12 protein-coding genes are annotated in these 14505 nt (G+C 72.4%); 7 read left to right on the top strand and 5 right to left on the bottom strand.

The genetic code is table 11. The features are described 5' to 3' along the window. Positions 1-52 precede the first annotated feature (52 nt). Together ACZ7OY_RS01295 and ACZ7OY_RS01290 are read left to right on the top strand one after the other, a co-directional pair. A complete protein-coding gene (locus tag ACZ7OY_RS01295; RefSeq protein WP_471909469.1) occupies positions 53-1951 on the top strand; it encodes a helix-turn-helix domain-containing protein in 1899 nt (632 codons plus the stop codon). A 103-nt stretch (positions 1952-2054) separates the two neighbouring features. Further along, complete coding sequence (locus tag ACZ7OY_RS01290; RefSeq protein WP_471909468.1) at positions 2055-2843, top strand: phosphatase; 789 nt, start codon at positions 2055-2057, stop codon at positions 2841-2843. Between the two features lie 144 nt (positions 2844-2987). Here ACZ7OY_RS01290 and ACZ7OY_RS01285 read toward each other — a convergent pair whose 3' ends face one another. The 5 genes from ACZ7OY_RS01285 to ACZ7OY_RS01265 form a co-directional block, all read right to left on the bottom strand. After that, positions 2988-3353, bottom strand: coding sequence for a hypothetical protein (locus tag ACZ7OY_RS01285; protein ID WP_471909467.1), 366 nt, complete (start codon positions 3351-3353; stop codon positions 2988-2990). Positions 3354-3616: 263 nt separating this feature from the next. Then, a complete protein-coding gene (locus tag ACZ7OY_RS01280; RefSeq protein ID WP_471909466.1) occupies positions 3617-4606 on the bottom strand; it encodes a cation diffusion facilitator family transporter in 990 nt (329 codons plus the stop codon). A gap of 5 nt (positions 4607-4611) precedes the next feature. Continuing rightward, positions 4612-5484, bottom strand: coding sequence for an acyl-CoA thioesterase (locus ACZ7OY_RS01275; protein WP_471909465.1), 873 nt, complete (start codon positions 5482-5484; stop codon positions 4612-4614). A 35-nt stretch (positions 5485-5519) separates the two neighbouring features. Beyond that, positions 5520-6677, bottom strand: coding sequence for an acyl-CoA dehydrogenase family protein (locus ACZ7OY_RS01270; protein WP_471909464.1), 1158 nt, complete (start codon positions 6675-6677; stop codon positions 5520-5522). 106 nt (positions 6678-6783) lie between these two features. Beyond that, on the bottom strand, positions 6784-7407 hold the full coding sequence (locus ACZ7OY_RS01265) for an SACE_7040 family transcriptional regulator (RefSeq protein ID WP_351619595.1): 624 nt from the start codon (positions 7405-7407) through the stop codon (positions 6784-6786). A gap of 95 nt (positions 7408-7502) precedes the next feature. Between ACZ7OY_RS01265 and ACZ7OY_RS01260 the strand changes: the two genes are divergently transcribed. The 5 genes from ACZ7OY_RS01260 to ACZ7OY_RS01240 all read left to right on the top strand — a co-directional run bounded on the left by ACZ7OY_RS01260 (position 7503) and on the right by ACZ7OY_RS01240 (position 14491). After that, a complete protein-coding gene (locus ACZ7OY_RS01260; RefSeq protein WP_471909463.1) occupies positions 7503-9119 on the top strand; it encodes a carboxyl transferase domain-containing protein in 1617 nt (538 codons plus the stop codon). 14 nt (positions 9120-9133) lie between these two features. After that, positions 9134-11065 carry an acetyl/propionyl/methylcrotonyl-CoA carboxylase subunit alpha gene (locus ACZ7OY_RS01255; RefSeq protein ID WP_471909462.1) on the top strand — a complete coding sequence of 644 codons (1932 nt, stop codon included), beginning with the start codon at positions 9134-9136 and terminating at the stop codon, positions 11063-11065. Next, on the top strand, positions 11062-12003 hold the full coding sequence (locus ACZ7OY_RS01250) for a hydroxymethylglutaryl-CoA lyase (protein WP_471909461.1): 942 nt from the start codon (positions 11062-11064) through the stop codon (positions 12001-12003). Before ACZ7OY_RS01255 ends, ACZ7OY_RS01250 begins: the two co-directional genes overlap by 4 nt. A 5-nt stretch (positions 12004-12008) precedes the next feature. Then, the gene (locus tag ACZ7OY_RS01245) at positions 12009-13169 is read left to right on the top strand and encodes an acyl-CoA dehydrogenase family protein (protein ID WP_471909460.1); all 1161 of its coding nucleotides are present in this window, start codon (positions 12009-12011) and stop codon (positions 13167-13169) included. 272 nt (positions 13170-13441) lie between these two features. Further along, a complete protein-coding gene (locus ACZ7OY_RS01240; protein WP_471909459.1) occupies positions 13442-14491 on the top strand; it encodes an ABC transporter substrate-binding protein in 1050 nt (349 codons plus the stop codon). Positions 14492-14505 lie beyond the last annotated feature (14 nt).

Raw genomic sequence — 14505 nt, 5'->3', positions numbered from 1 at the left:
GAAGTGTACGTTTCCTCCACTTGAACCGTCTCGGAAGGACGAAACGCACACCATGCCTGACACTTCCGCACCGGCGGTCCCGCCCACGCCGCCCGTCATGCTGTCGGCGCTGCTGGCCCGGGAGGACCTGGCCCTACGGCAGATCGCGGGGCCGTCCGACCCGGACCTGGTGATCCACTGGGTGCACACCTCCGAGATGGCGGACCCCTACCCGTACCTGCTGGGCGGCGAGCTGCTGCTGTCGGCCGGGGTGCACGTCCCGCAGGCGGCGGCCCCGGACGGGGGTTCCGCCGGCACGGGCGGGGCCGAGGGGTGGGAGGAGTACTTCGACGACTACGTCTCGCGGATCGTGGCGGCGGGCGGCGCGGCCCTCGGTTTCGGGCTTGCGCCGGTGCACGACACGGTGCCGCGGGCGCTGGTGGCGGCCTGCGAGGCGCACGCGCTGCCGCTGCTGGAGGTGCCCCCGCAGACCACGTTCTCGGGCGTGGCCCGCGCGGTCTGGCAGCTCATGGCCCAGTCCCGGCTGGCCGAGCTGCGCCGGACCACGGAGGCCCAGCAGAGCCTGGCGGCGGCCGCGTCCCGGCCGGACCCGGTGCCCTCGGTGCTGCGCCGGCTGGCCCAGCGGGTGAACGGCTGGACGGTGCTGTACGGCCCGGACGGAACGGAACTCGCCACAGCGGGCCGCCTGCCCGCGGCCGCGGCGACCGGGGGCACGACGGCCACGACGGCGGCGGCCGGGGGCACGGCGGCCCGGCGCGGCGCAGCCGGAGCCGGAGCCGGTACGACGGCCGGAGGCAGCACCACCGGAGGCAGGCCCGGCGAAGGAGCCAGGCCCGGCGACGGCATCAAGGGCGCGGGGGCCGCGGGGGCCTCGGCCGCTGGGGCTCCCGCGGGCGCCGGCACGGGCACGGGCACGGCTGCGGGCACCGGCACGAGCACGGCTGCGGGCACCGGCACGGCTGCGGGCACCGGCACGGCTGCGGGCACCGGCACGGCTGCGGGCGCGGGCACGGGCACGGCTGCGGGCACAAGCGCGGGCTCAGGCACGGGCGCCGCGGGCCAAAGCGCGGGCTCAGGCACAGGCGCCGCCGGTCCGGTGCGGGCGGCGCTCGCCGGGCTTGCTCGGGTGGTCACCAGCCGGCCTTCCACCACCGCCACCGACACCGCCGCCGGCACCCATCTCGCGGCCTACGCCCTCGGCACCGGGCAGGGCTTCGTGCTCGGGGTCGCGACCCCCCGCCGCGACCCCGCCGACCACAGCGTCGCCTCGGTGGCGGCCGTGCTGCTCTCCCTCCTGACCGGCGAGCACCAGAGCGGCACCGGCGCGGCCCGTTCCTCGGCGCTGGTACGGCTGCTGCTCGGCGCCGCTCCGGAGACGGTGGCCCCGCTGCTGAACGCCGAGCGCGGGCGCGTCGTGCACGCCCTCCCGGACGGGCAGGCCGCCGGCCCGGTGGCCGCCTCCGCGCTGGGCGCGGCGCTCGGTTCCGCGCTGGTCGATCTCGCCGACGGCCTGGTGCGGGTCCTGGTGCCCGAGGACCGGGAACCGGCCGGGCAGCCCGGCTGGACGCTGGGCGTGAGCGCGCCCGCCGCCGCACACGACTGGCCGGCCGCCGACGTCCAGGCGGCCCGTGCCCTGGCCCGCGCGCGGGCCACCCGCGTCCCGCTGGTGCGCCACGGCGACCGCCCCGGGCTCGCGGAACTGGTCCCGCACGACGAGGCGACCGCCCACGCCCGCGCCCTGCTGGCGCCGGTCGCCGGCACCCCCGCCCTCACCGAGACCCTGCGCACCTGGCTGTCCCTGCACGGCAGTTGGGACCGTACGGCGGTGGCCCTCGCGGTGCACCGCAACACCGTGCGGCAGCGGATCGCCCGGTGCGCGGCGCTGCTGGACGCGGATCTGGACGACCCGGACGTACGGATGGAGCTGTGGTTCGCGCTGAAACAGCGATGACGCACGGGCCGTGACGGACCGGCAGGGGCCCTGGTGAGTGACGCGTGTCCCAGCGTGCGGGACGTCAGGTGCGCACCCGGCCCGCTGCCTCACAATGGGGACCATGCCGATACCCGGGACACCCAGCCGCGCCGAACTCGTCGACCACCTCGTACGGACGCGCATCGCGGGCGACGTCGCCACCCCCCGCGAGAACAACCTCTCCCACTACCGCAAGCTGGCGAACGGCGACCGCAACTACTGGCTCGGGCTGGAGCTCGGCGACCGCTGGAGCGACGAGCAGGACGTGCTCGCGGTGATGGCGGAGCGGGTGGGCGTCAACGACGACGACTCGTACCGGTACGGCCAGGACACCATCGATCCCGAGCTGACCGTCGCCGCCCTGGAGCGGCTGGCGGGCCGGCTGCGCAAGGCGGCCGAGGGGCGGCAGCGGGTGCTGCTCGCCACCGGTCATCCGGGCGGCCTGCTCGACGTGCACCGGGCCACGGCCGCCGCGCTGCGGGCCGCGGGCTGCGAGATCGTCGTCATCCCGGACCTGTTGCAGACCGACGAGGGCTACGTCATGCAGTTCGCGGACGTGGCGGTGCTGGAGCACGGCGCCACCCTGTGGCACACCCACTCCGGGGAGCCGATGCGCGCGATCCTCACCGCGCTGGAGCGCGAGGAGCGTCCGTTGCCCGATCTGGTGGTCGCCGACCACGGCTGGGCGGGCTACGCGGGGCAGCACGGCATCGACTCCGTCGGCTACGCCGACTGCAACGACCCGGCGCTCTTCCTCGCCGAGGCGGAGGGCACCCTCCAGGTGGCGGTGCCGCTGGACGACCATGTGCTCAGCCCGCGCTACTACGACCCGATGACGGCGTATCTGCTGGCGGAGGCCGGACTGGCCTGAGCCGGCGGCGGCCCGGTCCGGTGCGGCCCGCCGGCCTCGCGGAAGGCCGTGCGACGCCCGTGCGACGCCGTGATGCGCGGTCCCGGGGAGCGGGGCCGCGCATCGTGCGTTCACCGGATCGCACCGGTGCGCTCAGCGATAGCCTCACCAGTCTCCGTAACCGTTGCCCCAGTTGCCCCAGTTGTTGTAGCCGTTCCAATTGCCCCAGTTCCCGTAGCCGTTCCAGTTGTTCCAGTTCCCGTAGCCGTTCCAGTTGTTCCAGTTGTTCCAGTTGTTCCAGCCGCTGTAGCCGAAGCTGTAGTCGCAGTTGCCGTTGTTCCACCAGCGGCCGTAGCCGGCGTAGTCGTAGCAGTAGCGGTTGTGGCTGGGAGCCTGGCTGGAGGCCTGGCCGGGAGTGTGGCTCGGGGTGGCCGCCGAGGCGGTACCCGCCGCACCGATCGCGGCACCACCGGCCAGAAGCAGACCGGCGGCGGACGTCGCGAACAGACGCCTCACACGTTGGGCTTGCATGGAAAACCTCGTTCCATCGTTTCTCGCGGTCCCGGGAGGAACACGCGAGGCTGATGGCCGCGGCCACAGGGGCGAAGCACTGCGGCGCGGTCTCGGGATCACCGCGTATTCAGGAGAGGTACGCACGCGGCCGCCGACGCCTTCGGGTCGCGAGGGGTCGTCCGGTACGGGTTTCACGCGCGCGTCACCGCGGACGCGGGCCGTCCTGCCGGAAAACCGCCTCGGCCGGTCGTGCCGTGTCCTGCGGCGTTCAATAACCGAGCCTAGTCCTGCACCCGCGACTCGTCACCTCGGGCGACGACCCGTCGCTCGGGGCCGGGCGTCGGGTCCAGATACACCCGGCTCACCACCGGGAAGGCCGCCCGCAGCCGCTGCTCGGCCCGCTCGCAGGCCCGCTCGACCTGGGCCGCGCTCGACGCGTCCCGGAAGTCGACCTTGGCGGCGACCAGGGCCTCCCGCGGCCCCTGCACCAGGGTCGTCAGTTCCAGTACGGCCTCGATGTGCTCGATCTCCAGCAGCTCCTCGCGGATGCGCAGGCGCACGGGCTTCGGCAGCGGCCGGCCGATGAGGAGTTCGGCGTTGGAGCGGCCCAGGATCCAGGCGACGCACAGCAGGAGCAGGCCGATGAGGACGGACGCGACGCCGTCCCAGACGCCGGAGCCCGTGAGCTGCCCGCCGAGCAGCCCGCCGGCCGCGAGCACGAGGCCGACGAGCGCGGCGGAGTCCTCCAGTACGACCGCCTTCACGGCGGTGTCGGGGGTCCGGCGCAGATAGCGCCGGAAGGGGATCCCGGAGCGGTCCGCCTCGCCGCGGGCCTGCCGGGCGCCGGTGCGCAGGGAGAAGCCCTCCAGCAGGAAGGCGACGCCGAGGACGATGTAGGAGACGAGCGGGTCGCCGAGGTCCTCGCCGGCGACGAGGGTGTGGATGCCGTCGTAGAACGAGAAGACGGCGCCGCCGACGAAGGTGGCGACGGCGGCCAGCATCGCCCAGATGTAGCGCTCGGCGCCGTAGCCGAGGGGATGGTCCTCGTCGGCCGGTTTCCCGCTGCGTTTGAGGGCGGTCAGCAGCAGCACCTCGGTGACCGTGTCGGCGACCGAGTGCGCGGCCTCGGAGAGCATCGCGCTGGAGCCGCTGATCACGCCGGCGACCGCCTTGGCGAGCGCGACCCCGAGATTGGCGAGAGCGGCGACGATCACCGTGAAGACGCTCTCGCCGCCGTCGTCGTGCGCTGGTGCTGCTTTCCCCTCGGTCATGTCCCTCAGTGTTGCCGAGGGACGCGGACCACGCCTTCCTGGATCACCGAGATGGCCAGCCGGCCGTCCTGGGTGTAGATCCGGGCCTGGCCGAGGCCGCGGCCGCCGTACGCGGACGGCGACTCCTGGTCGTACAGGAGCCATTCGTCGGCGCGGAACGGGCGGTGGAACCACATGGCGTGGTCGAGGGAGGCCCCGACGACGTCGCCCACCGCCCAGCCGCCGCGGCCGTGCGCGAGCAGGACGGAGTCGAGGAGCGTCATGTCGGAGACGTAGGTGGCGAGGACGACGTGCAGCAGGGGGTCGTCGTCGAGCTTGCCGTTGGTGCGGAACCACACCTGGGAGTGCGGCTCGCGCGGCTCGCCGAACTTCCCGTAGGGCGGTTCGTCCACGTAGCGCAGGTCGATCGCCTCGCGCGCCTCCAGGAACCGCTCCACCACCTCGGCGTCGAGGTGGTCGTAGCCGCGCAGCCGCTCCTGGGAGGTGGGCAGGGTGACGGGGTCGGGCGCGGGAGGCATCGGGGCCTGGTGGTCGAGTCCGTCCTCGTACGTCTGGAAGGACGCCGACAGGCCGAAGATCGGCTTGCCGTGCTGGACGGCGACGACCCGGCGGGTGGTGAACGAGGCGCCGTCGCGGATGCGGTCGACGTTGTAGACGATGGGCGCGCCCGGGTCGCCCATCCGCAGGAAGTACGCGTGCAGGGAGTGGGCGAGGCGGTCCGGGGGGACCGTCCGCCCGGCGGCGACCAGCGCCTGGGCCGCGACCTGCCCGCCGAAGACCCGCGGGACGACGGCGGACCGGGACTGGCCGCGGAAGATGTTCTCCTCGATCTGCTCGAGGTCGAGCAGATCGAGGAGAGACTGAAGTGCCTGACTCATGCAGCCATTTCTACCGGCGGGAAATTGCGCGGACCTTACAGACCCATGTCCTTGGCGATGATCGACTTCATGATCTCGCTGGTGCCGCCGTAGATGCGGTTGACGCGGTTGTCGGCGTACAGGCGGGCGATCGGGTACTCGTTCATGAAGCCGTAGCCGCCGTGGAGCTGGAGGCAGCGGTCGATGACGCGGTGCGCGACCTCGGTGGCGAACAGCTTGGCGCTGGCGGCCTCGGCGGGGGTCAGCTCACCGGCGTCGAGGGCCTCCGTGGCGCGGTCGACGACGGCCTCGGCCGCGTCCACCTCGGCCTGGCAGGCGGCCAGTTCGAACTTGGTGTTCTGGAAGGACGCCACGGTCTGGCCGAAGACGGTCCGCTCCTTGACGTAGTCCTTGGCGAACCGGACGGCGGCCTTGGCCTGCGCGTAGGCGCCGAAGGCGATGCCCCAGCGCTCGGAGGCGAGGTTGTGGCCGAGGTAGTAGAAGCCCTTGTTCTCCTCGCCGAGGAGGTCCTCGACGGGGACCTTGACATCGACGAACGCCAGCTCGGCGGTGTCGGAGGTCTTCAGGCCCAGCTTGTCCAGCTTGCGGCCGATGGAGTAGCCCTCGGCCTTGGTGTCCACCACGAACAGGGAGATGCCGTGGCGGCGGTCCTCGGCGGTGGGCGCGGAGGTGCGGGCGCAGACGATCATGCGGTCGGCGTGCACGCCGCCGGTGATGAAGGTCTTGGAGCCGTTGAGGACGTAGTGCGTGCCGTCCTCGGAGAGCTTGGCGGTGGTCTTCATGCCCGCGAGGTCGGAGCCGGTGCCCGGCTCGGTCATCGCGATGGCCCACATCTCCTCGCCGGAGGCGAACTTCGGCAGGTAGCGCTTCTTCTGCTCGTCGGTGGCGAGCAGCTTGATGTAGGGCAGGCCGAGCAGCACGTGCACACCGGAGCCGCCGAAGGTGATGCCCGCGCGGGCGGTCTCCTCGTAGACCACGGCCTCGAACTTGTACGAGTCGATGCCGGCGCCGCCGTACTCCTCGTCGACGCGGATGCCGAAGACGCCCAGCTCGCCGAGCTTGTAATAGAAGTCGCGGGGCGCCTGGCCGGCCGCGAACCACTCGTCGTAGACCGGAACGACCTCGGCCTCGATGAAGGCGCGCAGGGTCTCCCGGAACGCCTCGTGATCCTCGTTGAACACCGTACGGCGCACGCCGCCACCTCCAGGTCTTTGCCGACGTCGGCTGTCTAAGCGCTTGCTCAGATCAACCGTACCGGCCGGTAGCGACAGGAGTCGAGGGGATCGGCCGTAACGCTCGTCACGCCCGCGCGGGGTGCTCCGCCTCCTCGGGCCCGGCCGCCGCCCCCAGCGCGCCGCGCGCCATCCGGTGCAGCAGCCGCGCCGTCACCGCGCGCCCCGGCAGGGACCCCGGGCGGCCGAGGTGGGGGGTGGAGTTCAGCAGACCGAAGACCGAGTGCACCGCCGAGCGGGCGGCCGGCTCGGCCAGCGCCGGATAGACCTCGCGGACCAGCCCCACCCAGAGCTCGACGTACTGCCGCTGGAGCTGGCGCACCAGCTTGCGATCGCTGTCGCGCAGCCGGTCCAGCTCGCGGTCGTGCAGGGTGATGAGCGGGCGGTCGTCGAGCGCGAAGTCGATGTGCCCCTCGATGAGCGAGTCGAGGACCGCCTCGGCGGACCCCCCGTCCGCCTCCTCCAGGCGCCGGCGGGCACCGGTCAGCAGCTGGCCGCTGATCCCCACCAGCAGCTCCGCGAGCATCGCGTCCTTGCCCGGGAAGTGGCGGTAGAGCCCGGGACCGCTGATGCCGACCGCGGCACCTATCTCGTCGACTCCGACACCGTGGAAGCCGCGCTCGGCGAACAGCCGCGCGGCCTCCTTGAGGATCTGCTCGCGCCGGGTGGGGGCGTCGGTTCTGGTGGCCATGGAAGCAATTCTAGACAGCGGGGTTAGCGGTCGTTAACCTGAAGGAAATGGTTAACGCTCATTAACAGTCGATCGCTGGGTGAGGGGACCGCAGGATGCAAGAGGCACCGGAGCTGACGAGCGCGGCCGATCCCGCGTCGGAGGCCTGGCGGGCCAACGAGGACGCGCACCGCGCCCTCGTGGAAGAGCTGCGCGCGAAACTGGCCGCGGCCCGGCTGGGGGGCGGTGAGAAGGCGCGGGCCAGGCACACCGCACGCGGGAAGCTGCTGCCGAGGGACCGGGTGGACGCCCTCCTGGACCCCGGCTCGCCGTTCCTGGAGCTGGCCCCGCTGGCCGCCGACGGGATGTACGAGGGACAGGCCCCGGCCGCCGGCGTGATCGCCGGGATCGGGCGGGTGAGCGGCCGGCTGTGCGTGGTCGTCGCCAACGACGCCACCGTCAAGGGCGGCACCTACTACCCGATGACGGTGAAGAAGCACCTGCGCGCGCAGGAGGTGGCGCTGGAGAACCGTCTGCCGTGCATCTACCTCGTGGACTCCGGGGGCGCCTTCCTGCCCATGCAGGACGACGTCTTCCCCGACCGCGAGCACTTCGGGCGGATCTTCTTCAACCAGGCCCGGATGTCCGGCGCCGGGATCCCGCAGATCGCCGCCGTGCTCGGCTCGTGCACGGCCGGCGGGGCGTACGTGCCCGCGATGAGCGACGAGGCCGTGATCGTGCGCGACCAGGGCACGATCTTCCTGGGCGGGCCGCCGCTGGTGAAGGCGGCCACCGGAGAGGTCGTCACCGCCGAGGAGCTCGGCGGCGGCGAGGTCCACTCGCGGGTGTCGGGCGTGACCGACCACCTCGCCGAGGACGACGCCCACGCGCTGCGGATCGTGCGGAACATCGCCGCCACCCTGCCCGCGCGCGGCCCGCTGCCCTGGGAGGTCACCACACCGGTCGAACCGAAGGTGGACCCCGCCGGGCTGTACGGCGCCGTGCCGGTCGACTCCCGCACCCCCTACGACGTCCGCGAGGTCATCGCGCGCGTGGTCGACGGGTCGCGGTTCGCCGAGTTCAAGTCCGAGTTCGGCCAGACCCTGGTCACCGGCTTCGCCCGGATCCACGGTCACCCGGTCGGGATCGTCGCCAACAACGGCATCCTGTTCTCCGAGTCCGCCCAGAAGGGCGCCCACTTCATCGAGCTGTGCGACCAGCGCGGGATCCCGCTGGTGTTCCTCCAGAACATCTCCGGCTTCATGGTGGGCAAGGCCTACGAGGCGGGCGGCATCGCCAAACACGGCGCCAAGATGGTGACCGCGGTGGCGTGCACCCGGGTGCCGAAGCTGACGGTGGTGGTCGGCGGGTCGTACGGCGCGGGCAACTACTCCATGTGCGGACGGGCGTACTCGCCGCGCTTCCTGTGGATGTGGCCCAACGCCAAGATCTCCGTGATGGGCGGCGAGCAGGCCGCCTCCGTCCTCGCGACCGTCAAGCGGGACCAGCTGGAGGCCCGCGGGGAGTCCTGGCCGCTGGAGGACGAGGAGTCCTTCAAGGACCCGATCCGCGCCCAGTACGAGCGCCAGGGCAACGCCTACTACGCCACGGCCCGGCTCTGGGACGACGGCGTGATCGACCCGATGGAGACCCGGCAGGTGCTGGGCCTGGCCCTGACGGCGTGCGCGGGCGCGCCGCTGGCCGAGCCCGCCTTCGGCGTCTTCCGGATGTGAGGGGACCGCAGACCATGTTCGACACAGTCCTTGTGGCCAACCGGGGCGAGATCGCCGTACGCGTCATCCGGACGCTGCGCGCGCTCGGGGTGCGCTCGGTGGCCGTCTTCTCCGACGCCGACGCGGACGCCCGGCACGTCCGGGAGGCCGACACGGCCGTACGGATCGGCCCGCCGTCCGCGGCCGAGAGCTATCTGTCGGTGGAGCGGCTGCTGGAGGCCGCCGCCCGCAGCGGAGCCCAGGCGGTCCACCCCGGGTACGGGTTCCTCGCGGAGAACGCCGGGTTCGCCCGCGCCTGCGCCGAGGCGGGTCTGGCCTTCATCGGCCCGCCGGCGGACGCGATCTCCCTGATGGGCGACAAGATCCGCGCCAAGGAGACGGTGCGGGCCGCAGGCGTCCCGGTCGTGCCCGGATCCAGCGGCAGCGGGCTCACCGACGCCGAGCTGGCCGAGGCCGCCCGGGAGATCGGCATGCCGGTGCTGCTCAAGCCGTCGGCGGGCGGCGGCGGCAAGGGCATGCGGCTGGTGCGCGAGACCTCGGCGCTGGCCGACGAGATCGCCGCCGCCCGCCGCGAGGCCCGCACCTCCTTCGGCGACGACACGCTCCTGGTCGAGCGCTGGATCGACCGGCCCCGGCACATCGAGATCCAGGTCCTGGCCGACGCCCACGGCAACGTGGTGCACCTGGGCGAGCGCGAGTGCTCGCTCCAGCGCCGGCACCAGAAGATCGTCGAGGAGGCTCCGAGCGTGCTCCTGGACGAGGCGACCCGCGCCGCGATGGGCGAGGCCGCCGTCCAGGCCGCCCGCTCCTGCGGCTACCGGGGCGCGGGCACGGTGGAGTTCATCGTCCCCGGCGGCGACCCGTCCTCGTACTACTTCATGGAGATGAACACCCGCCTCCAGGTGGAGCACCCGGTCACCGAGCTGATCACCGGCATCGACCTGGTGGAGTGGCAGCTGCGGGTGGCCGCGGGCGAGCCGCTGCCGTTCACCCAGCACGGCATCCGGCTGACCGGTCACGCCGTCGAGGCCCGCATCTGCGCCGAGGACCCCGCGCGCGGGTTCCTCCCCTCCGGCGGCACCGTGCTGCGGCTGGCCGAACCCCAGGGCGACGGGGTGCGCACCGACTCCGGGCTCAGCGAGGGCACCGAGGTCGGCAGCCTCTACGACCCGATGCTGTCCAAGGTCATCGCCTACGGCCCCGACCGTGCGACGGCGCTGCGCCGGCTGCGCGCGGCCCTCGCGGACACGGTCACGCTGGGCGTGCCGACCAACGCGGGGTTCCTGCGCCGGCTGCTGGCCCATCCGGCGGTCGTCGCGGGCGAGCTGGACACCGGCCTGGTCGAGCGGGTGGCGGCGGACCTGGTCCCCACCGAGGTGCCCGACGAGGTCTACGAGGCCGCCGCGGCCGTCCGCCTGGACGCGCTGCGTCCCGACGGCGAGGGCTGGACCGATCCCTTCTCGGTGCCGAGCGGCTGGCGGCTGGGCGGCCGGCCCAGGCCGGTCGGTTTCCATCTGCGGGTGCAGGACCCGGTGGAGTACGTCCCGCGCGGCACCCACACCGTCACCGAGGACCGGGTGTCGGTGACCCTGGACGGCGTCCGCCACACCTTCCGGCGCGCCGCCGACTGGCTCGGCCGGGACGGCGACGCCTGGCACGTGCGCGACCACGACCCGGTCGCCGCGTCCCTGGACCGCGCCGCGCACGGCGGCGCCGACTCGCTCACCGCGCCCATGCCCGGCACGGTCACCGTGGTGAAGGTGGCCGTCGGCGACGAGGTGACGGCCGGTCAGAGCCTGCTGGTCGTCGAGGCGATGAAGATGGAGCACGTCATCTGCGCCCCGCACGCCGGCACGGTCGCCGAGCTGGACGTCAGGCCGGGCAGCACGGTCGCCATGGACCAGGTGCTCGCCGTCGTCGCCCCGCACGAGGAGACGACGTCATGACCGCCCCGGGACTGCCGATGGCCGTGCCGGACCCGGAGCTGCCGGCGCGGGTGCGCATCCACGAGGTCGGCGCGCGCGACGGCCTGCAGAACGAGAAGGCGACCGTACCGACCGAGGTGAAGGCGGAGTTCGTGCGCCGGCTGGCCGGTGCGGGTCTGGGCACCATCGAGGCGACCAGCTTCGTGCACCCGAAGTGGGTGCCCCAGCTCGCCGACGCCGAGCAGCTGTTCCCGCTGGTCGCCGACCTGCCGGTGGAGCTGCCGGTGCTCGTGCCCAACGAGCGCGGGCTGGAGCGCGCCCTGGCGCTGGGCGCGCGCCGCGTCGCCGTCTTCGCCAGCGCCACCGAGTCCTTCGCCAAGGCCAACCTCAACCGGACGGTGGACGAGGCGCTGGCGATGTTCGAGCCGGTCGTCGCGCGGGCCAGGGCCGAGGGCGGCCACGTGCGCGGCTACCTCTCCATGTGCTTCGGCGACCCGTGGGAGGGCGCGGTCCCCGTCGACCAGGTCGTCCGGGTCTGCAAGGCACTGAGGGACATGGGCTGCGACGAGCTGAGCCTCGGCGACACGATCGGGGTCGCGACCCCGGGCCATGTGCGCGAACTGCTCGTCTCGCTGGACGCGCAGGGCATCCCCGCGGAGGTGCTGGGCGTGCACTTCCACGACACCTACGGCCAGGCCCTCGCCAACACCCTGGCCGCGCTGCGGCAGGGCGTCACCACCGTCGACGCCTCCGCCGGCGGTCTCGGCGGCTGCCCCTACGCCAAGTCCGCGACCGGCAACCTCGCCACCGAGGATCTCGTGTGGATGCTGCACGGCCTCGGCATCGACACCGGAGTCGACCTCGGCCGTCTCGTCGCCACGAGCGTGTGGATGGCCGACCGACTGGGCCGACCCAGCCCGTCCCGCACCGTACGAGCCCTCTCCCACCAGGAGCAGTGAACACGATGGACCACAAGCTCTCCCCCGAACTGGAAGAACTCCGCCGCACGGTGGAGGAGTTCGCCCACGACGTCGTGGCGCCGAAGATCGGTGACTTCTACGAGCGGCACGAGTTCCCCTACGAGATCGTCCGCGAGATGGGCCGGATGGGCCTGTTCGGGCTGCCGTTCCCGGAGGAGTACGGCGGCATGGGCGGCGACTACCTGGCCCTGGGCATCGCGCTGGAGGAGCTGGCCCGGGTGGACTCGTCCGTGGCGATCACCCTGGAGGCGGGCGTCTCCCTGGGGGCCATGCCGATCCACCTCTTCGGCACCGAGGAGCAGAAGCGCGAGTGGCTGCCGCGGCTGTGCGCCGGCGAGATCCTGGGCGCCTTCGGTCTGACCGAGCCGGACGGCGGCTCGGACGCGGGCGCGACCCGTACGACGGCCCGCCTGGACCCCGAGACGGACGAATGGGTCATCAACGGCAGCAAGTGCTTCATCACCAACTCGGGCACGGACATCACCGGCCTGGTGACGGTCACCGCGGTCACCGGCCGCAAGCCGGACGGCAGGCCGACGATCTCCTCGATCATCGTCCCCTCGGGCACCCCCGGCTTCACGGTCGCGGCGCCGTACTCGAAGGTCGGCTGGAACGCCTCGGACACCCGTGAGCTGTCCTTCGCGGACGTACGGGTCCCGGCCGCGAACCTGCTGGGCGAACAGGGCCGCGGGTACGCGCAGTTCCTGCGCATCCTGGACGAGGGCCGGATCGCCATCGCGGCGCTGGCCACCGGGCTGGCGCAGGGCTGTGTGGACGAGTCGGTGAAGTACGCGAAGGAGCGGCACGCCTTCGGCCGCCCGATCGGCTCGAACCAGGCCATCCAGTTCAAGATCGCCGATATGGAGATGAAGGCGCACATGGCCCGCGTGGGCTGGCGCGACGCCGCGTCCCGTCTCGTCTCGGGCGAGCCCTTCAAGAAGGAGGCGGCCATCGCCAAGCTGTACTCCTCCACCATCGCGGTGGACAACGCCCGTGACGCCACCCAGATCCACGGCGGCTACGGCTTCATGAACGAGTATCCGGTGGCCCGCATGTGGCGCGACTCCAAGATCCTGGAGATCGGCGAGGGCACGAGCGAGGTGCAGCGCATGCTGATCGCCCGGGAGTTGGGGCTGGCGGGCTGAACCACCCTGCGCGGCCCTGGGCCGCGGCCGGTGGACACGGGCGGGTCGTCGTCGACGGCCCGCCCGTCCGCATCCGGGCGGGCACTCCGCCGCAGGCGCAGGGTCGGGTCAACTCGCCCCGGAACAGGCGGAGTCGGCCGATCCATCGACCTCACAGTCCACGCACAGGGTGAAGTGGTCGCCCCCACCCCCTGGGACATCAGCTGAGGTTAGGCTAACCTACCTTCGAATTGTCCGGCGGGTGATCCGCCCTGTTCGAAAGCAGCGTAGCCATGCCCAACGCCAGAGCCACCCACCTCTCCCGTCGCGGCATCCTCGCCGCGGGCGGAGCCCTCGGCCTCGGTGCCGTGCTCGCCGCGTGCGGGGACGACGACGCGAAAGACGGCGGTTCGGCCAAGGAGACGGCCGCTGCCGCCAAGTCCGGCCCCTGGACGTTCAAGGACGACCGTGGCACCACGGTGAAGCTCGACAAGATCCCCGCGAACATCGTCGCCTTCACCGGCGTCGCGGCCGCCCTGTACGACTACGGCATCTCGGTCAAGGGCGTCTTCGGCCCCACGAAGACCACCGACGGCAAGGCCGACGTCCAGGCCGGCGACATGGACATCAGCAAGGTCACCGTCCTGGGCAACGTCTGGGACGAGTTCAACGTCGAGAAGTACGCGGCCCTGGCGCCGGACGTGCTGATCTCCACGATGTTCGACAACGCCGGCACCCTCTGGTACGTCCCCGAGGCCTCCAAGGACAAGATCGCCAAGCTCGCCCCGAGCGTCGGCGTCTCCGTCTACGACCGCCAGCTCGACAAGCCGCTCCAGCGCATGTGGGAGCTGGCCGAGTCGCTCGGCGCGGACATGAAGGCCGCCGCGGTCACCGACGCCAAGAAGCGTTTCGAGACGGCGGCCGCCCGGCTGCGCGCGGCCGCCAAGGCCAAGCCCGACATCAAGGTCATGGCGGGCTCCGCCAGCCAGGAGCTGTTCTACGTCTCCGGCACCAACCTCTCCATCGACCTGGAGTACTTCAAGGCCCTCGGCGTGAACTTCGTCGAGCCCCCGGAGAGCGCCAAGAAGCAGGGCGGCGGCTGGTTCGAGAGCCTGAGCTGGGAGAACGTCGACAAGTACCAGGCCGACATCATCATGATGGACGACCGCTCCCAGACCATCCAGCCGGCCGACATCACCGAGGCCACCTGGAAGAAGCTCCCGGCGGTCAAGGCGAACCAGGTCATCGCGCGTTCGCCCGAGCCGATCCTGTCCTACGCCAAGTGCGTGCCGCTGCTCGACAACCTCGCCGAAGCGCTCGAGAACGCGAAGAAGGTCAGCTGACCGCCCACCCTTCC

Source organism: Streptomyces sp. NPDC107559 (assembly GCF_055657365.1).
Note: the sequence above shows the minus strand (reverse complement) of the source record. Positions and strands in the feature narration are given on the sequence as shown.